This is a genomic window from Aeromonas sp. R7-5 (assembly GCF_040908015.1).
GTDB lineage: Bacteria > Pseudomonadota > Gammaproteobacteria > Enterobacterales > Aeromonadaceae > Aeromonas > Aeromonas caviae.
Map to the genome: position 1 here is coordinate 356,488 of NZ_JBFOCZ010000033.1, position 17,371 is coordinate 373,858.

The window sequence follows — 17,371 nt, forward strand, 5'->3', positions numbered from 1 at the left end:
CCAAGAGAGGATGGCCAGAATAGCCAACGGCTGCACGGGGGACAAGGGTCGGGCAGAAGGTGATCCACCTCGCCTTTTGATGTGAACGTCTTTTGATGTTTGGCGCCATACGATACCATGCGCAGCGTGTGTTCCTGTTGGGGAAGGTGCCGCCCATCGCCCCGTGGCTGGCCGCTGGTCCCGTCATGCCCTCGGGATGCACAATCCGGGGCCACCACGGCAACCCCTTATCGCCATAGCCAACAGGACGGAGTATCAGGATGGCCATTGCCATTGAACAGTCGGACAACACACTGAGGGTCAACAAGGATCGCTACGATCTGGGCCGCATCGTCGGCGTGCAGGTAAAAGCACTCGGCTGGATGGATAGGCTCAAGAAGACCTTGTTGCTGGGAGTGGTCACCTCCAGCGTGCTCTTTTACTTCACCCCTTCCTACGAGCAGGCGGGCAACTGGCTCATCGTGCTCTTCCTGCCCCTGGTGGGTTTTCTGTCTGGCGCGCTGATGGGGCTGCTCTCCAGCGCGAAATATGAGTTTTGCATCGAATTTTCCCACGCCGACGAGACGGGCGTGCAGTGGATCACCGCCGCCAGGAGCCGGCATGTCGCCGATTATGAGACCTTCAAGGCGCAGGCGGCCAGGTTGAAAGAGCGGCTCGGGTAGGGAGCACAGAGTGACGGGTCTGCGCCATCTGGCGCCAGGCATAACAACAAGCCCGATCAGGTGCACCTGTTCGGGCTTGTTTCATTAGGGGCGGATGGCGCTCGGGGAGCGGCTCAGGCGGGATAGAGGGCGCCCAGTACCGCCGGGCGGCTAGCGCCGGTCACCGCAGGCAGGTTGCCTGGCTTTCGCTGGATAAAGCGTTGTGCCAGCCAGGCAAAGGCGGCCCCTTCCACCCAGTCCGGTGCAAGGCCGAGCTGGGCGGTGCTGGTCAGATGCCAGTCGGGCAGCAGGCTGGCCAGCTCCGCCAGCAGCGGGGCGTTGTGGGCGCCGCCGCCGCAGACAAACAGCTCGGGCCGGGTTGGCGCGTCACGGTGGGCGGGCAACTGGCGGGCGATGCTGTGGCAGGTGAGGGATTGCAGGGTACGCTGCACATCTGCGGGGGCGTATGTGCAGCCGTCCAGCTCGCCGTCGAGCCAGTCGAGGGTGAACATCTCACGCCCCGTGCTCTTGGGGGCGGGGGCGGCGAAGTAGGGGTGAGCCAGCAACTGCTCCAGCAGCGCAGGAACAAGCTTGCCGCTGGCGGCCCACTGGCCACCGGCATCATAGCTGCCACCGTGGGGCTGGTGGCGGCGATACCAGCCGTCGAGCAGGGTGTTGGCGGGGCCGGTATCGAAGCCATATACCCCTGAACCCGCCCCCCCGTCGGCCTGGCCGGGCAGCACCGAGATATTGGCAATGCCGCCGAGGTTCAGCACCACCCGAAGGGCGCCGGGGCGGGCAAAGAGCGCCTGATGGAAGGCGGGCACCAGGGGGGCCCCCTGACCGCCGAGGGCCATGTCCATGGTGCGAAAATCGGCCACCACGTCGATGCCGGTCAGGGCCGCCAGCAGGGCCGCGTTGCCAATCTGCAGGGTAAAGCCGAGGGCAGGGCGGTGGCGTATGGTCTGGCCGTGACTGCCGATGGCGCGAATCTCCTTGGGAGTCAGCGCCGCCTTGGCGAGCAGGGCCTGGGTGGCGGCGGCAAATTCGCGGGCCACCAGGTTGTCGGCAACCCCCATGCGGTCGATTTCGTTCTCCCCCGGGGTGCAGAGGGCGTGCAGCTCGTGGGCGGTCTCCGCTGGCCAGGGGTGGCACAGCGCCGCCTCTACTCGAAGCGCTTCCCTATCCATCGTCACCAGCACGGCGTCGATACCATCCATGCTGGTACCGGACATCAAGCCTATATAGCGCTCAGTCATGACAACCCCCTTTCAATGATGCAGGGGAACGGTTCGATGCCATGCCCCGCTCTGGTACCGGACATCAAGCCTATATAGCGCTCAGTCATGACAACCCCCTTTCAATGATGCAGAGGAACGGTTCGATACCGTGTTCCGCCTTGGTCGACAGCGGTCAGCTGTCGTCGCCGTTGCCCTTGTTTCTGGCCAGTTGCAGCTCGGGGCTGTCCAGCTTGGCCAGCTGGGGCATGGCCTGGGCCTTGAAGCTGGCCAGCGCCCTCCCGCTGAGAGACTCCGCCTGGGGCAGGTTGAGGGTGCGCGGGTTCTTGTGTACGCCGCCCACCACGAATTCATAGTGCAGGTGCGGGCCTGTGACCCGGCCGGTGCCACCGAGCAGGCCGATGGTCTGGCCCTGCTTCACTCGCTGCCCCTTGTTGACGGTGCGCTTGGAGAGGTGCAGGTACTTGGTCACGTAGTTGCCCGCGTGCTTGATGAAGACGTAGTTGCCGTTGAACTGGTTGTAGCCGGCGGCCACCACGCTGCCGCCGCCCGCCGCCATGATGGGGGTCCCCACCGGCGCTACGTAGTCGATGCCGTTGTGGGGACGCACCTTGCCGGTGACCGGGTGAAGGCGGCGCGGATTGAAGTTGGAGCTGATGTATTTGAAGTTGACCGGCGCGCGCAGGAAGCTTTTGCGCATCGCCTTGCCGTCCGGGGTGTAGTAGTTGCCATCCGTGTTCAGCACGGCGCGGTAGATGGCCCCCTGGTTGACGAACTCGGCGGCCAGGATGTCGCCGGAGGCAACCCGCTCGTCATCCTGGTATTTGTCCTGGTAGACCACCCGGAAGCTGTCCCCCGGTTGCAGGTCCTGGGCAAAGTCGATGTCCCAGCCGAAGATGGCGGCGAGATCCATGATCTGGTCTTCCGTCATGCCCGCTTCGACGGCGGCGCCCCAGAAGCTGGAGCGGATTTCCCCCTGGGCCACCTGTTCGCGGGTGTCGAGCTCGATCTTCACAGGCCTGGCCACGAAGCCGTCATCCCGGCGGTTCACCTTGAGCGCCTGCTCCAGGCTGTGGGGGTAATAGAGGCTGTGCAGCTCGCCGCCCTTGGTGAGCTTGAAGGTGAGCTCCTGACCGGGCTTGAGCAGGCGCAGGGTATCCGTGCCCTCGAGCTGGTCGATGAGGTGCAGATCCGTGGTGCTGAGGCCCAGGCGCTGGAAGATGACCCCCATGTTGTCGCCGCTGCGCACCTTCACCTGTCTGGTGACATAGCGCGGTTTGGGCGGGGTGACGGGCTCGGCCCGTGCCAGCTGCGCCTCCTCGTCGACCTGCTGCTCGACGGCCAGTTCGTTGTCGTTGTCATCGACCCGGGTGGCGACTGCCTGTTCGCTCGGCCAGGCCGCCAGCATCATCACCATGATGCTCAGGATAAGCACCATCTTGCGGTGCCAGTGAGGGAGAGAGTTGAAGGCGTGCCAAAGGACCATGAGAAGCAGACAAAGTTGAACCCGGAAGAAGGTCGGAGTTTACCGCCTTTCCAATTGGCCCGCCATTCCAGTAATATGTCTGGCCCTGTGGAATCGTGATTGGAGAGTCAAAAAATGTCCCAGCTCGAGGTGGCGCTAGCCGAGATCAAGCGCGGAGCGGAAGAAATTCTGGTTGAAGAAGAACTGATCGCCAAGTTGAAGGAAGGGCGCCCCCTGCGCATCAAGCTGGGGATGGACCCGACCGCGCCAGACATCCACCTGGGTCATACCGTGATCCTCAACAAGCTGAAGACCTTCCAGGATCTGGGCCATGAAGTGATCCTGCTGATCGGTGACTTCACCGCCATGGTGGGTGACCCCTCCGGCAAGAACGCCACCCGTCCGCCGCTCTCCGAAGAGGCCATCAAGCACAACGCCCTCACCTATGCCGAGCAGGCGTTCAAGATCCTCGACCCGGCCAAGACCCGCATCGAGTACAACTCCACCTGGCTGAGTGAGCTGGGCGCGACCGGCATGATCAAGCTGGCGGCCAAGCAGACCGTGGCCCGCATGATGGAGCGCGACGACTTCAAGAAGCGCTACAGCAACGGCCAGTCCATCGCCATTCACGAATTCCTCTATCCGCTGCTGCAAGGCTATGACTCGGTCGCGCTCAAGGCGGACGTGGAGCTCGGCGGTACCGATCAGAAGTTCAACCTGCTGATGGGCCGCGAGCTGCAAAAAGATGCCGGCATGGCGACCCAGTGCGTGCTGATGATGCCGCTCCTGGTAGGCCTGGATGGCGTCAAGAAGATGTCCAAGTCCGCTGCCAACTACATCGGCGTGCACGATGCCCCGGGCGAAATGTTCGGCAAGATCATGTCCATCACCGACGATCTGATGTGGAACTACTACGAACTGCTCTCCTTCCGTCCGCTGGCTGAAATCGAAGAGTTCAAGGCGGGCATTGCCGCCGGTACCCTCAACCCGCGTGACGTGAAGATCTGGCTGGCCAAAGAGATCATCGCCCGTTATCACGACGAAGCGGCGGCCGAAGCGGCCCACGAAGACTTCACCCAGCGCTTCTCCAAGAACGCCATTCCGGACGACATGCCGGAAGTCGAGCTGGCACTGGAAGGGGAAGGGCTGGCCATTGCCAACCTGCTCAAAGACGCCGATCTGGTGGCCACTACCTCCGAAGCGCTGCGCATGATCAAGCAGGGCGCGGTGAAGGTTGATGGCGAGAAGCTGGACGATGGCAAGGCACTCATCGGTGCCGGTACCGCCGTCTACCAGGTCGGCAAGCGCAAGTTTGCCCGGGTGACCGTGAAGTAAGTCGCCACCTCTGGCCCTGCCATAAGAAAGGCCTCCCTTGCGGAGGCCTTTTTGTTGGCTCATTGCTGCAAAGAGGGATCAACCCTCGGTTTTCAGGAAGTTGCGATAGAGCATGTAGAGGTGGGCCGAGCTCCAGCTGAAGTTGCTGGCACCCTGCATGGCGCCGGTTTCCGGGTTGTAGTTCTCGCGGATGGGGCCGCTGCCCGCCAGCCCCTCGGCATTGCTAAACAGCTTGTTGACGAGCTGTTGGGCATCGCTGCGATAGCCGTAGTTCTCCAGCCCCTTCACCCCGAAGTAGAACTGATCCAGCCAGACCCGACCGCGCCAGTAGATGTCGGGGTCGTAGGCCGGGTTGGTCAGTGCCGCCGTGCCGAGCGGCACCTTGGTGTTGAACTCCTGGGCATTGAGCATCACCTCGCGCACCCGCGCCGCCTTCTCCTTGTCCGCTACCTCGGCCCAGAGCGGGCTCCACCCTTCCGGGCCACGGCCGCGGGCGGTCAACAGCTTGCCGACGCAGCCGTTGGCGTCGGGCAGATCTCCCTGGGCTATCTGGCGGTCGTAATAGAAGCCGGAGGCCTCATCGAACAGGCAGCTGTTGATGTAATCGGCCAGCTGGGTCGCCCCTTCGCGATAGCGGCTCGCCTCGTCCGGCTTGCCGAGCAGCTCAGCCATGTCGGCCAGGATGCGCTTCTCCTTGGCGAGGAAGGCGTTGAGCTCCACCGACTCCTGATCGATGGAGAAGCCGATGAGGCTGCCGTCGTCCTGATGGTTTTCAAAGAAGAAGACGTTCCAGTCCTGGCGAGCCTTGGCCATGTCGCCGCCATAGGTCTTGTCGGCATAGCGCTTGAGCTGCTCCGGCTCGATAAAGCCGAAGCGGGCGGCGTTGTCCATGCCGGACTCCCAGCCGGCACCGTGCTGGGCGCCGATATCCATGTCGGCGTAGCCGCCAACGCTCAATACCTGCTGATAGAGCGCCATGCCGGCGCAGCCATACCAGCCATCTCCCTCATTGGTACAGCTCGACAGATCCAGCCCGACCGGTGCCCCCGTCGGGTACTGCACCTTGAAGGTGATGTTGCCGAACTCGTCGTTGTGCTCTACGTGACGGGTGGCGCCATATTCGATGATGCCGTTGCGGTTGTTGTCCCGCGCCCGATACCACCAGTCGTGATAGGCCTGGATCTTCGGGTACATCTCGGCGATGAAGGCCTTGTCCTGGGTGGCGCTGTAGATCTCCCAGATGGCCCAGGCGGAGAGGGGCGGCTTGGTATCGCGCTCGTTCCAGTTGCCGCCATCACCGCCCCGATCGGCGAGCTTGTTGTAGAAGACGGCGTCGATCACCATGCCGGCATCCTGCGGCCGGACCGGGTCATCGGCCTGGATCTGGTAGTCATACATGGCGCGTACGTTGTTCTTGGCCACTTCCGGGTTGAAGTGGGCCATGGCATAGGCGTGTTTCCAGCTGTCCCAGGCCCAGACCCCGTCGAACCAGCGGGCGGTGTTGGAGGGGGTCACCCCGTCGTGCAGGATGGCACCGGCCGGCGAGCGCCAGTTGCCGTTGAGGGTCTCCATCGCCTTGACCGCGATGCGTCGCTCCGATTCCGGGATCCCCTGATTGGAGAGGCCGCGCGCCAGGTAATCCTCCCAGCGGCGGATGGAGTCATCGAAATGGCTGGCGGGGTCGGCCAGCAGCGCCTGGCGGCTTCGCTCGAAGCGACTCGCGTCAGCACGGCTGTGGACATAGCTCTGCAGGGTGTAGATATCCTGCTGGCCCTTGGCTGCCAGGGTGAGGCTGGCCTCGCTCACGTAGCCGATCCCCTGCTCGTCGAGGGTGGTGCTACTCGGCAGGGTGCGATCGATGCGGTAGCTGGCGCTGCCGCTTTGCATGATGTTCCAGGTGCTGCGCAGTTTGCCGAACTGGAATGCCACGCCGCGCTCGGTTTGGCTGATGGTGCGGGTCCAGGCGGGGTACTGCTCGGCGACCGTCTTGTTGGCATCCCACTGGTTGAGCAGCTCCCCCTGCCAGTTGAGCTTGAGGGTGAGGGGGGCGTCAGTGTGGTTGATGAGGCGGGTGCGAACCAGCGCAGTGCGGGCATCGCCGTAGCGCAGCTCCAGCTCCAGGGTGAAGGGGTCGAATTCGAAGCGCTGCACCAGCGCCCCCGGGATGGCGTACAGCGCCTGCTTGCTGGCGCTGGTGAGCGGAAAGGTGCGGCCGCTCTCGTCGCTCAGGGTCAGCTTGTCCAATTCCCTTGCGAAGAACAGGCTGTACTCCTCGGCGATGACCATGGGGCCGGTAAAGCCGCCCCACTCGCTGTCGCTGGCGGGCAGCAGGAAGCCGTGCCAGGCACCGAGATCGAGCAGCGGGTTGTATTTGAGGTTGGAGTAGCTGTCAAAGTCACGAAACTGGAGCGGGGTGCCGCTGCGGTCGATCACGTTCTGATACTGGTTCGCCAGGGTGGCGCTGGGGGCGGCCGGGCTGCTGGAGTCATTGCCGTTGCAGGCAGTGAGGCTGAACAGGGCGACGCTCAGGGTGATGGATAGTAAACTTTTACGAAACATCTCTCGCTCCAATGGCAGTTTTTGTAGGTTAAGGAAGGTGTTTTTTAGTATTTGTTTTAGTGAAAGCGTTTGCGAGAGCCATTATAGGGCGATTCTGACGGGATTATTGGCGCTGTGTCACAGTGCAGGAGGGGCGAGTGTGAGCCGGATCACCCGGTTACACGAGGTTACATAGCTTTGTATTTTAGTAATTATTTACTTTTGTGGTGGCAGTCAGTGAGAGAGAGGAGGGGCAGGTACGCAGGTATTGGTGGGGGGTCAGGCCGAACTCCTCCTTGAAGCGCGCGGCAAAGCGGCCGGGGGAGTCGTAACCACAGGCGAGGGCGGTCTGAAGCGGCGTGAGCCCCTGTTGCAGCAGAGTGAGGGCGTGCCCCAGGCGTACCTGGGTCAGCACCTGGCGAAAGCTGCGCCCCTCGGCGGCCAGTTTGCGGACCAGGGAGGCGCGGCTCATGGCGAAGTGGGTCGCTACCGTCTCCAGCCGGTGATCGAGACCAGGCTCCACGCTGAGGTAACGGGCCAGCCGTTCCCCCAGGGTCATGGTGGTGGCAGGAAAGAGCAGGCCAAGGCCCCCCGCTTCCCTGAGCTCGCCATAAAACCCTTGCAGCAGCTGGGTCTGGGCCGTCTCGCAGAGCTGCCGCTGCGCCATGGTGGTGACGAGATCAAAGCAGAAGGCGAGGGCCGACGTCACCCTGATGGCCGGTGGCTTGAGGAGATCGAGGGTGCTCTCTGCCAGCCACTCGGCCGGTGGCGGGGCCAGCAGGGTGAGCGCCTGGGAGCGAAACGTGCCCTGCTCCGGCTGGTTGACGAAGGTGAGCCGGTGACCTGCCGGGATCAGCAGCCAGCTCTCCTTGTCAAAGGAGAGGCGCTGCTCCCGCCACCACAGCTGCTTGCGGCCCTGCTGCACCCAGATGAGGGTCGGCGCGTAGATGAGCACCCGGCGCAGGGGCTGCTGGCGGATCCCGAAGTAGTGATTCAGTTGCAGCAGGGGCGTGCTCATCGGGCGGGCTCCTAGGGGGTGGTGAAGGTGGCGGTCAGGGTGGCCTTGCCAAGGGCCAGGCTGTTGAGCATGTAGCCTACCATGGCGGGCGGGGTGTTGGCCTTCACCTCCAGCGCCTTGGGCAGGGCCCAGACAGTGAACTGGTAGCGGTGCATGCCGTGACCGGCGGGCGGGCAGGGGCCGCCATAACCCTGGGTACCGTAGTCGGTGCCAAGCTCCAGCCCCTGCTTGATCTTGCCGGAGGCATTGCTCGGCAGCTCGCTCTGGCTGGCCGGCAGGTTCACCACCAGCCAGTGCCACCAGCCGCTGCCGGTGGGGGCGTCCGGGTCATAGGCGGTGATGGCGACGCTCTGGGTGCCGGCGGGCAGGCTCTGCCAGCTCAACTGGGGGGAGCGGTTCTCGCCGCTGCAACCAAAGCCGTTGAAGCTGAAGACCTTGTCCATGGGTTCACCCTCGCGGATGTCGGTACTCTTGAGGGTCATGGCGCCGGCGGGTAGAGCCGCGAGGCAGAACAGGGGCAGCAGCGGGATAATGGGGGATCTCATGATGGGCACTCCTTTGTGTGAATATGGCATTCACTCTAAGGGGGCTGGCTCAAAACAGAGTGCCCGTATGGCTCAAATTATGCCATGGAGGCGGCTTTTGTGAGCTGTTCGGGGCTTTTGAGGGGCATAAAAAAAACCGGCATCCTGGGATGCCGGTTTTTGGGAGAGGCGAGGGGCCTTAGCGCAGGATCATCTCGTCACGGCCCGGGCCGACGGAGACCATGGGCACCGGCACGCCCAGCAGGGCTTCGATGCGCAGCACATAGTCCTGGGCTGCCTTGGGCAGCTCGGCGAAGGTGCGGCAGGCGCTGATGTCTTCGCTCCAGCTCTCCATCTTCTCGTAGACGGGGGTGAGGGCGGCGGTTTGCGGCCAGATCGGGTTCTCGGTGTGGGCACCTTCGTAGGCCACGCAGATCTTCAGATCCGGCAGACCGGTCAGGCAGTCCAGCTTGGTCAGGGCCACTTCGGTGGCAGCCTGCAGCTCGACGCCGTTCTTGGTGGCAACGGCATCGAAGTAACCCACGTCACGGGGACGGCCGGTGGTGGCGCCGAACTCGTTGGTGATCTTGCGGAACTCGTCCTGGTTCTCCATGGCGGTCAGCAGGGTGCCGGTACCGACGGAGGAGCTGAATGCCTTGGCCACGGCGATGACGCGCTCCGGGCGCAGGCCCGGCAGACCGCCACCGATGCCGGCGTAGGCGCCGGAAACGTGGGAGGAGGTGACCCAGGGGTATTCGCCGTAGATGAGATCACGGCCGGCACCCAGCTGGGCTTCGAACAGCAGGGTCTTGCCTTCGGCTTGCAGTGCCTTGAGGGGCATGCTGACGTTGCATACGGCGTCCAGCCAGGGAGCGGACACTTCCAGCAGCCAGTCGGCCATCTCCTGGGCGGTCTGGGTGAATTCGAAGTCCGGATAGAGAGCCTTCATCTGCGGCAGTTTCCAGTCCAGCATGAACTGGATGCGCTCGACCAGCACGTCCGGCTGTTTCAGCCAGCCCACCAGGATCGCCTTTTTCATGACCCGATCACCGTAAGCCGGGGCGATGCCCTGACGGGTGGAGCCGTAGGCGCCGTCACCCAGGCGTTGCTCTTCCAGGGTGTCTTCCAGCGCGTGCAGCGGCAGGCAGAGGGTGGCACGGTCAGAGATGGCGAGCTTGGGAATGACGCCGGAGGCCTTGACCTCTTCCAGCTCGACGGTGAGCTTCTCGGGGCTGATCACCATGCCGGGGCCCAGCACGACCAGGCAATCCGGGTTGAAGACGCCGCTCGGCACCTGGTGCAGCTTGAAGGTGCCCAGATCGTTGACCACGGTGTGGCCGGCGTTGTTGCCGCCCTGGAAACGAATACTGGCGCCAGCCTGGCCTGCCAGATAATCGACGATGCGGCCTTTGCCTTCATCACCCCAGTTAGCACCTACGACTACGATAGACGACATGACTCTTTCTCCTAAGACGTTAGGCGTCCATCCTAGGAGCCCCGTGAGGATTAGAAAAATTAATTATCTTTATAATTCCGATAAGGAAGCCATATAATTCCGGTGCCATTATCGACACCGCGCTCCCTTGCGTGGTGCCCGTGCCCTGGCGGCGCTGGCCCTGCCACCGACCCGGGAGAAGAGGAACCCCATGCTGGACATTCACTGGCTGCACACCTTCGTCACCCTGGCCCGGTTGCAGCACTTCGGCCAGACGGCCACCGAACTGCACATGACGCAACCCAATGTGAGCCTGCACCTCAAGAACCTGGAGCAGGCGACCCGGGTCAAGCTGGTGGAGCGCAGCCCGTTTCGCCTGACCCAGGCGGGGGAGCGGCTGCTGCAAAGCGCCGAGCGCGCCATCAACGAGCTGCAGCTCTGCCAGTCCGATCTCAATGCCCTGAGCCAGTTGAGCCAGGGGACGCTCGCCATCGCCGCCAGCGACATCATCTCGCGCCTGCTGCTCATCCAGCCGTTCCAGCGCTTCAAGCGGGCCTTCCCCGGTATCGACCTCACCCTGTTCAACACCACCTCGGATCAGGCGGCGGATCTGGTGCGGGCGGGCAAGGCGGATCTGGGCTTCGTGATGGCACAAAAGCGCAGCGAGCCGCTCTTCTACACCGAGTTGCAGCAGGTGACCTGGTGTGCCCTGGGGCACGGCCTGGCCCGCTGGCAGGCGCGGGCCAGCTCGGGAGAGAGCGATCCTCTGGACGAGCCCACCCTGATCCTGCTGGGGCACGACACCCGGACCCGGGCATTGATCGACCCCTCCCTGCCCCTGCTCGGTCTGCCGAGCTGCCGCATCATGGAGGTGGGGAGCGTGGATGCCCAGCTCGACTGGGCCGAGGCGGGCTTTGGCGTCGCCATCGTGCCGGATTTCTCCCTTCACCCCAGGCTCAAGCTGACCGCCCCGGTGACCCGGCTCACCGATTTTCCCGGTACCAGCCTGGGGTACGTGGTGCGCCAGAACCAGGTGCTGTCGCGGGCCATCAAGCAACTGCTGCACTGGGTGGAGGAGGAGATCCAGAATCCGGCGCTGCTGCTGGCGCCGTGACAGGCCAGGCGCCCGTTCCCCATAACCAAGAGGCCACCCCTGGGGTGGCCTCTTGGTTGGTGTTCATTGCCCGGCGGGGGCTGTGGTCTCCACCGCGTGGCTGGGCGGGCTGGCCGGCATGGCCTTCGGTGATGGCGCCTCCAGCGGCGTTGCCGACGAGGCGGGCGCCTCAGGCGGGGTCAGGGGATGGCCTGGTGCCAGGGTTGCGCTGCCCGGTGTGGGCGGCTCGGTCAGTGCCGGGGCCTGGTTGGTGGAGGCCGCCCCCGAACTGGTTGAGAGGGTCGCGGCGGCCGGCTGCTCGGGCAAGGTGTCGGACCCCTCCAGTGGCGCGGTGCCTTCCAGGGGGCCTGTCCCATCGGTCGGTGTGGCCGCGCTGCTCGCCGGGGACAAGGTCGGCAAGGCACCTGATGTCGCCCCGGCACCGGATGCCGTGAGGGTGTCCGCCGGGAGGGTGGGCACGGCATCCAGCATGCCGGGATGGAGCAGGGCGATGCTGCCCGCCTGCATGCCTTCCCAGGTGAGGGTGGTCAGTGCCGGATGCAGCCGGGTGAACTGCTTGAGCCGCTCGTTCAGCACGTCCCGCAGGGTGCGCACCTCGCTCTCGGGCAGGCTTGCCAGCGCCACCAGTTCGGCGGTGACGGCGAAGGTGTTGACACCGCTTGTCTGCCCCGGATAGAGGTTGGCGCCGATGCGGCTGCGATCATAGTAGGGGTGCTGCTTGAGCAGCTTGTCCACCTGTTCCCCCTCGATGGGAATGAGGCGGGCCTGACAGCGGCCGGTGAGATCGCCGATGGCCTGATTGGGGTGACCGGCGACCACGAAGGCGGCATCCAGGGTGCCGTCACAGAGCCCCTCCAGCCGGTTGCCCGGGGAGATCACGGGCGGGCGGCTGAAGTCGGCGATCCGCCACCCCATGGCATCGAGCAGGGCACGGCTGGTGACTCTGTCCCCGGAGTTGGGGGCGCCGACATCGACCCGCTTGCCCTTGATGTCGGCCAGGGTGGTGATGTTGCTGGTGGCGCTGGCAATCAGGGTCAGGGACTCCTTGTGGAGCCGCAACAGGCTGCGCAACTGATCGTCCGGGGCCTGGCCCGCGAAGGGGCCGCTGCCGTGCACCGCATGGTAGAGCACATCCGACTGCATCAGGGCGAGCTGTACCTCTCCCTTGGCGAGCGCCGCCAGATTGGCGATGGAGCCCGAGGTACTCTGCACCGTGCAGTGCAGGCCGTGGCGGGCACTCTCCTCGTTGAGCAGGCGGCAGATGGCGCCTCCTGTCGGGTAGTAGACGCCGTTGAGGGCTCCCGTACCGATGGTGACATAGGCGGGGGAGGCGAAGAGGGAGGGCGCCAGCACGGCCGCAAGCCAGGGCAGGGCGGTACGTGACAGACGCAACAGGGCAGAGAAGGCGAATGGGCGCATAGTGGACCGAAACCGTGGCTGAACATGAGGAGGAGGCGGGCTCATCCCGTGATGAGCCTCATCTTATCCGTATCAGACGGGAAGCTGAACGGATTTTACCGCTTTTGCGCGCACCGGGCGGCCTGGGGCCGCCGCCCGGGACGGTTCGCTAGCGGGTCTGGAGAATGGCTTTCTCCATGCGGGCCAGGGCCTCGGTGAGACGGGCCCGGGTGCAGCCAAAGTTGAGCCGCACGAACTGGCCGTTGCCGAACTGGGCACCGGGGGAGAGACCCACGCCCGCCTGTTCGAAGAAGGCGACGGGATCGTCCAGGCCCAGGGCGCTCATGTCGATCCAGGCGAGGTAGGTGGCCTGGTTGCGGGCCAGCTTGACGCCGGGCCAGCGGGCCACGGCCTGCTCGATCAGGGCCAGGTTGCCGGCCAGATAGTCGAGCTGTTCATTCAGCCACTGCTCGCCCCCCTCATAGGCCGCCTCGGCCGCCACGAACCCCAGCAGATTGACGTCGGCGCTGATGCCGCGCATCGCCTGTTGCAGCTTGAGCCGCAGGCGGGCATTGGGGATCACGGCGAAGGAGCAGCACAGGCCTGCGATGTTGAAGGTCTTGCTCGGCGCCATCATGACGGCGGAGCGTTCGGCCGCCTCTGGGCTCAGGGCACCATAGGGGATGTGGCGGGCATCCTTGTCCAGCAGCAGGTCGCAGTGGATTTCGTCGGAGCAGATCACCAGGTTGTGGCGCTCGGCGATGGCGTCGATGGCCAGCAGCTCTTCCCGGGTGAAGACGGTGCCGCCCGGGTTATGGGGGTTGCACAGCAGCAGCAGATCCGCCGAGGGGGCCTGACGCTCAAGCTCTTCGAGATCCAGCACCCAGCGGCCTTCTTCCTCCACCACGGGGACGGTGAGCAGGGGGCGGTCATTGAAGCCCGGTGCCTGCAGGAAGGGGTAGTAGACCGGCTTGGGGGTGATGATGCCGCGCCCGTGCTGGCTCCAGGCCTTGCAGGCGAGATTGAGGCCCGGCACCACCCCGGGCAGGAAGACGAGCCATTCGGGCTGGATGGTCCAGCCATAGCGGCTGGCCAGACGCGATACGATCAGTTCGATGAGCCGGGGAGAGGGGCGCGAATAGCCGAAGATGCCGTGGGCGACCCGTTTGGTGAGGGCCTCCAGTACGGCGGGGGGAGAGACGAAGTCGGTGTCTGCGACCCACATGGGCAGGACATCCTGACCCTTGTATTTGTCCCATTTCAGGCTCATGGTACCGCTGCGATCTATTTCCCGGTCAAAATCAAACATGTTAAATCCTTGTACTGGCGCTGGATGGGCTTCCAATGTACGGACTTGGACGCCCCCCCGCAACCCTTGAGGTGGCTGTTGATAATGGCATAAAATAGCCGCCGCCATACGCCAAGCCCGCCCGCATCTGGCTCCTTTTTTTCTTCCATATCAATGGTATCTCTATGAGTTTGCTGTCTGTTGCCCGCAAGAGGCCGGATCCCGTCTCTCTCTCGTTTCTCGCCGTGACCTTCATGACCGGGGTGGCGGTGGCGCTGCAGGTGCCGACCTTGAGCCTGTTTCTGGCCGAGGAGGTGCAGGTGCGCCCCTTCCTGGTGGGGCTCTTCTACACGGTGAACGCGGTGATCGGCATCCTCATCAGCCAGTGGCTCGGCCACCGCTCCGACAACAAGGGGGATCGCAAGCAGCTGATCCTGCGCTGCTGCTTCGCCGGCATCGTGCTCTCCCTGCTGTTTGCCTGGAACCGGCAGTACTGGTTGCTGGTGAGCCTGGGGGTGCTGCTGGCGAGCCTGACCGCCACCGCCAGCCCGCAGCTGTTCGCCCTGGCGCGGGAATACGCCGACAGCCGCAACAAACAGGCCGACATGTTCAGCTCGGTGCTGCGGGCCCAGTTCTCCCTGGCCTGGGTGATAGGGCCGCCCATCGCCTTCGCGCTCGCCATCGGCTACGGCTTCGAGGTGATGTATCTGGCCTCGGCGCTGGCCTATGTCATCTGCGCCTTCGTGGTGTGGCGCTGGCTTCCCTCCCTGCCGCTGCCGGTGATGGACAGCGAGGTGGAGCGGGTGAGCAGCTGGCGGGATCCGTCGGTGCGGGCGCTCTTCATCGCCTCCACCCTGATGTGGACCTGCAACAGCATGTACCTCATCAACATGCCCCTCTACATCACCCGCGAGCTGGGGCTGGAGGAGAAGCTGGCCGGTTTGCTGATGGGCACGGCGGCGGCCCTGGAGATCCCCTTCATGCTGCTGGCGGGCTACTACACCCGGCGCTTTGGCAAGCGGCCCATGATGCTGCTGGCGGTGCTGGCCGGGGTCGGTTTCTATGGCGGTCTCGTGACCCTGTCGAGCCAGCATGCCCTCATTGCGCTGCAACTGCTCAATGCCATCTTCATCGGCATCGTGGCCGGCATCGGCATGTCCTATTTCCAGGACTTGATGCCGGGGCGCGCCGGGGTGGCGACCACGCTCTTTTCCAACAGCATCCGCACCGGCTCCATCATGGCGGGGGCCATCGCGGGGACGGTGGCGGAGCTCTGGAGCTTCCACGGGGTCTTCATGGTGGCGGCGGCCTTGGCGCTGATGGCGCTGGCCGCCTGCTGGCGGGTCCCCAACGTATAGGGGATGCAAAAGGGAGCCGATGCCCGGATGTGCCGGCACCAGTGCCCCGGTCGTGCGGGGAAGAAGCGGCCTTACCTGGGGTTGTCTCCCTGGTATTCGATGCGCAGGCAGCGCAGCAGCAGCTCGGCCGCCGGCCCCAGCGCCTCCACCGAGGGGGTGAGCAGGTAGGTGTAGAGATAGCGTTCGTTGCCGCCGGTGAGATCGAGCTGCACCAGCGAGCCCTCGGCGAGCTCCTCCTGCACCAGGTGGCGGGGCACCCAGGCGTAACCCATGCCAAGGCGCACCATGTTGAGCACCTCATGATAGTGGGTCGCCTTCCAGCCGGTGTCGTCCGCATCGTTCCAGTCCACCGAGCGGTGGATGGGGGGATGCAGGCTTATCTGGTTGTGGCTGGCCAGCACCTCGGCGGTGATGGGCTCTCCCTGCTCCGCAAGGGGGTGGCCCGCTGCGCACAGAGGAAGCAGACAGACTTCGTCCAGCGGCAGGCCGGTGCGATCCTGGGGCAGGTGCTCGGAGAGCATCAGATCTCCCGCCTGCAGCGCATTGAAGTGGCAGTGGATCCGCTCGTGCAGGTTGATGCGGCAACCGCGGCTGCGGGGGTAGAAGTGTGCCAGCGCCCGGTAGAGGCGCTCCCGCGGCTGCACCACGGACACATAGAGGTTGATCTGCGGCTCCCACTGCCGCTCCAGGTTGTTGGCCAGGTTCTCCAGCTCTTCCACCTGCTGGCTGAGCTGGCGCGCCCGCTTGAGGAAGATCTCCCCCGCTGGCGTCAGCACCGCCTTGCGTCCCCGCACCTCCAGCAGGGCCACCCCCAGACTCTGTTGCAGCTTGGCAACCGCATGATTGAGGGAGGATTGGCTCTTGTTCAGCGCCTCGGCAGCCTGGGCATAACCGCCGCAGTCCACCACCGCCTGAAAGATCCGCCATTGCTCAAACGTGCTCTTGGGACGAAACATAGTGCAACCTGTCTGGGGCCGATGGGATTCAACAGGGCGCGCCTTGGCACCCCCTCTTCACTGTAATCCCATCCGGTTGATTTGTTGATTTATTTGGGCTGGGCCACGAAGGTCTTGCCGCTCTGGCCCTGACTGTCACGCCCCATCAGGTAGAGATAGAGGGGCATCAGATCGGCCGGGGTCTTGAGGGTTTGCGGATCTTCCGCCGGGAAGGCGCTGGCCCGCATCCTGGTGCGGGTGCCGCCCGGGTTCAGGGTGTTGACCCGCACCCTGGTGTTCTCCAGCTCGTCCGCCAGCACCTCCATCATCCCCTCGATGGCGAACTTGGAAATGGCATAGGTGCCCCAGTAGGCGCGCCCCTTGCGGCCCACGCTGGAGGAGGTGTAGACGATGGACGCCTCGCCGTGCTCCTTGGCGGTCTTACGAATGAGGGGCAGCAGCGCCTGGGTCAGCAGGAATTCGGATTTGACGTTGACCTGCATCACCTCGTCCCACTCCTGCTCCTGAATGTGTTCGAACGGCGACAGGGTGCCGAGCAGCCCGGCGTTGAACAGCACGCCATCGAGGCGGCCGAACTGCTGGGCGAAGGTCTCCGCCATGCCGCGGTAGTGGGCGGCAGTAGCCCCTTTCAAGTCCACTGGTACGATGGCAGGCAGGGGGTGACCGGCCGCTTCAATCTGGTCGTAGACCGCCTCCAGCTTGGCACTGGTACGCCCGAGCAGAATCACGGTGGCGCCGTGGGCCGCATAGGTGAGGGCCGCTTCGCGGCCGATGCCGTCACCGGCACCCGTCACCAGAATGACCTTGTCCTTGAGCAGATCACGGGGGGCCTGATAGTCGAGCATGTGGACTCCTGTTAACAATGCCTGGCGGCTTGGCGCAACGAATCGAGTGGGCAAGTGTACTGACCCGGCCCGGCAGTTGACCAGTATGAGACGGCAAAAATGTGAATAAAACAGGGCGATAGCGTCGATCCCTCCGTCCTTGGCACGGGAGATGGCAGAGTTTTTGCGCGAGGGGGGCAAACTCCTTACTATGTGAAAAAACCGGACATTGAGCGGAG

The 17,371-nt window shown here is 64.3% G+C and carries 14 protein-coding genes; 4 read left to right on the forward strand and 10 right to left on the reverse strand.

Annotated features, from left to right (window positions below):
* Window positions 1–260 precede the first annotated feature (260 nt).
* Window positions 261–662 (forward strand): hypothetical protein, encoded by a 402-nt coding sequence (locus AB5Y53_RS17080; RefSeq protein ID WP_223929890.1) that lies wholly within the window; start codon window positions 261–263, stop codon window positions 660–662.
* 113 nt (window positions 663–775) lie between these two features.
* Here the strand turns inward: AB5Y53_RS17080 and AB5Y53_RS17085 are convergent, their stop codons facing one another.
* Window positions 776–1,900 (reverse strand): anhydro-N-acetylmuramic acid kinase, encoded by a 1,125-nt coding sequence (locus AB5Y53_RS17085; RefSeq protein ID WP_368182653.1) that lies wholly within the window; start codon window positions 1,898–1,900, stop codon window positions 776–778.
* Window positions 1,901–2,054: 154 nt separating this feature from the next.
* Window positions 2,055–3,365 carry a peptidoglycan DD-metalloendopeptidase family protein gene (locus AB5Y53_RS17090; protein WP_041212599.1) on the reverse strand — a complete coding sequence of 437 codons (1,311 nt, stop codon included), beginning with the start codon at window positions 3,363–3,365 and terminating at the stop codon, window positions 2,055–2,057.
* Window positions 3,366–3,479: 114 nt separating this feature from the next.
* Here AB5Y53_RS17090 and tyrS point away from each other — a divergent pair, with 114 nt between their 5' ends.
* On the forward strand, window positions 3,480–4,679 hold the full coding sequence (gene tyrS, locus AB5Y53_RS17095; protein ID WP_039040151.1) for a tyrosine--tRNA ligase: 1,200 nt from the start codon (window positions 3,480–3,482) through the stop codon (window positions 4,677–4,679).
* 78 nt (window positions 4,680–4,757) lie between these two features.
* On the opposite strand, the gene ygjK is transcribed toward tyrS, so the two are convergent.
* The 4 genes from ygjK to AB5Y53_RS17115 all read right to left on the reverse strand — a co-directional run bounded on the left by ygjK (window position 4,758) and on the right by AB5Y53_RS17115 (window position 10,215).
* Window positions 4,758–7,238, reverse strand: coding sequence for an alpha-glucosidase (gene ygjK, locus AB5Y53_RS17100; protein WP_368182655.1), 2,481 nt, complete (start codon window positions 7,236–7,238; stop codon window positions 4,758–4,760).
* Between the two features lie 184 nt (window positions 7,239–7,422).
* Complete coding sequence (locus AB5Y53_RS17105) at window positions 7,423–8,235, reverse strand: AraC family transcriptional regulator (RefSeq protein WP_048207195.1); 813 nt, start codon at window positions 8,233–8,235, stop codon at window positions 7,423–7,425.
* 11 nt (window positions 8,236–8,246) lie between these two features.
* Window positions 8,247–8,780: a YbhB/YbcL family Raf kinase inhibitor-like protein gene (locus tag AB5Y53_RS17110; RefSeq protein ID WP_049637270.1), complete on the reverse strand. Its 534-nt coding sequence runs from the start codon at window positions 8,778–8,780 to the stop codon at window positions 8,247–8,249.
* Between the two features lie 178 nt (window positions 8,781–8,958).
* On the reverse strand, window positions 8,959–10,215 hold the full coding sequence (locus AB5Y53_RS17115; RefSeq protein WP_042880306.1) for an adenylosuccinate synthetase: 1,257 nt from the start codon (window positions 10,213–10,215) through the stop codon (window positions 8,959–8,961).
* A gap of 190 nt (window positions 10,216–10,405) precedes the next feature.
* Here AB5Y53_RS17115 and AB5Y53_RS17120 point away from each other — a divergent pair, with 190 nt between their 5' ends.
* Window positions 10,406–11,308 carry a LysR family transcriptional regulator gene (locus AB5Y53_RS17120; protein ID WP_368182889.1) on the forward strand — a complete coding sequence of 301 codons (903 nt, stop codon included), beginning with the start codon at window positions 10,406–10,408 and terminating at the stop codon, window positions 11,306–11,308.
* Window positions 11,309–11,371: 63 nt separating this feature from the next.
* On the opposite strand, the gene AB5Y53_RS17125 is transcribed toward AB5Y53_RS17120, so the two are convergent.
* Window positions 11,372–12,727 carry a TAXI family TRAP transporter solute-binding subunit gene (locus AB5Y53_RS17125; RefSeq protein WP_368182657.1) on the reverse strand — a complete coding sequence of 452 codons (1,356 nt, stop codon included), beginning with the start codon at window positions 12,725–12,727 and terminating at the stop codon, window positions 11,372–11,374.
* Between the two features lie 148 nt (window positions 12,728–12,875).
* Window positions 12,876–14,015 carry a MalY/PatB family protein gene (locus AB5Y53_RS17130; RefSeq protein ID WP_010673889.1) on the reverse strand — a complete coding sequence of 380 codons (1,140 nt, stop codon included), beginning with the start codon at window positions 14,013–14,015 and terminating at the stop codon, window positions 12,876–12,878.
* Window positions 14,016–14,179: 164 nt separating this feature from the next.
* On the opposite strand from AB5Y53_RS17130, the gene AB5Y53_RS17135 reads away from it, so the two are divergent.
* Window positions 14,180–15,352, forward strand: coding sequence for an MFS transporter (locus AB5Y53_RS17135; protein ID WP_039040518.1), 1,173 nt, complete (start codon window positions 14,180–14,182; stop codon window positions 15,350–15,352).
* 71 nt (window positions 15,353–15,423) lie between these two features.
* On the opposite strand, the gene AB5Y53_RS17140 is transcribed toward AB5Y53_RS17135, so the two are convergent.
* Together AB5Y53_RS17140 and AB5Y53_RS17145 are read right to left on the reverse strand one after the other, a co-directional pair.
* Complete coding sequence (locus tag AB5Y53_RS17140) at window positions 15,424–16,308, reverse strand: LysR family transcriptional regulator (RefSeq protein ID WP_042015608.1); 885 nt, start codon at window positions 16,306–16,308, stop codon at window positions 15,424–15,426.
* A gap of 89 nt (window positions 16,309–16,397) precedes the next feature.
* On the reverse strand, window positions 16,398–17,153 hold the full coding sequence (locus AB5Y53_RS17145; RefSeq protein WP_052814360.1) for a YciK family oxidoreductase: 756 nt from the start codon (window positions 17,151–17,153) through the stop codon (window positions 16,398–16,400).
* Window positions 17,154–17,371: the final 218 nt, after the last annotated feature.

Coding starts and splice junctions, on each gene's coding strand:
- tyrS (WP_039040151.1), top strand. CDS start 3,480: ATGTCCCAGCTCGAGGTGGCGCTAGCCGAGATCAAGCGCGGAGCGGAA.
- AB5Y53_RS17130 (WP_010673889.1), bottom strand. CDS start 14,015: ATGTTTGATTTTGACCGGGAAATAGATCGCAGCGGTACCATGAGCCTG.
- AB5Y53_RS17080 (WP_223929890.1), top strand. CDS start 261: ATGGCCATTGCCATTGAACAGTCGGACAACACACTGAGGGTCAACAAG.
- ygjK (WP_368182655.1), bottom strand. CDS start 7,238: ATGTTTCGTAAAAGTTTACTATCCATCACCCTGAGCGTCGCCCTGTTC.
- AB5Y53_RS17105 (WP_048207195.1), bottom strand. CDS start 8,235: ATGAGCACGCCCCTGCTGCAACTGAATCACTACTTCGGGATCCGCCAG.
- AB5Y53_RS17145 (WP_052814360.1), bottom strand. CDS start 17,153: ATGCTCGACTATCAGGCCCCCCGTGATCTGCTCAAGGACAAGGTCATT.
- AB5Y53_RS17140 (WP_042015608.1), bottom strand. CDS start 16,308: ATGTTTCGTCCCAAGAGCACGTTTGAGCAATGGCGGATCTTTCAGGCG.
- AB5Y53_RS17115 (WP_042880306.1), bottom strand. CDS start 10,215: ATGTCGTCTATCGTAGTCGTAGGTGCTAACTGGGGTGATGAAGGCAAA.
- AB5Y53_RS17135 (WP_039040518.1), top strand. CDS start 14,180: ATGAGTTTGCTGTCTGTTGCCCGCAAGAGGCCGGATCCCGTCTCTCTC.
- AB5Y53_RS17085 (WP_368182653.1), bottom strand. CDS start 1,900: ATGACTGAGCGCTATATAGGCTTGATGTCCGGTACCAGCATGGATGGT.
- AB5Y53_RS17125 (WP_368182657.1), bottom strand. CDS start 12,727: ATGCGCCCATTCGCCTTCTCTGCCCTGTTGCGTCTGTCACGTACCGCC.
- AB5Y53_RS17120 (WP_368182889.1), top strand. CDS start 10,406: ATGCTGGACATTCACTGGCTGCACACCTTCGTCACCCTGGCCCGGTTG.
- AB5Y53_RS17090 (WP_041212599.1), bottom strand. CDS start 3,365: ATGGTCCTTTGGCACGCCTTCAACTCTCTCCCTCACTGGCACCGCAAG.
- AB5Y53_RS17110 (WP_049637270.1), bottom strand. CDS start 8,780: ATGAGATCCCCCATTATCCCGCTGCTGCCCCTGTTCTGCCTCGCGGCT.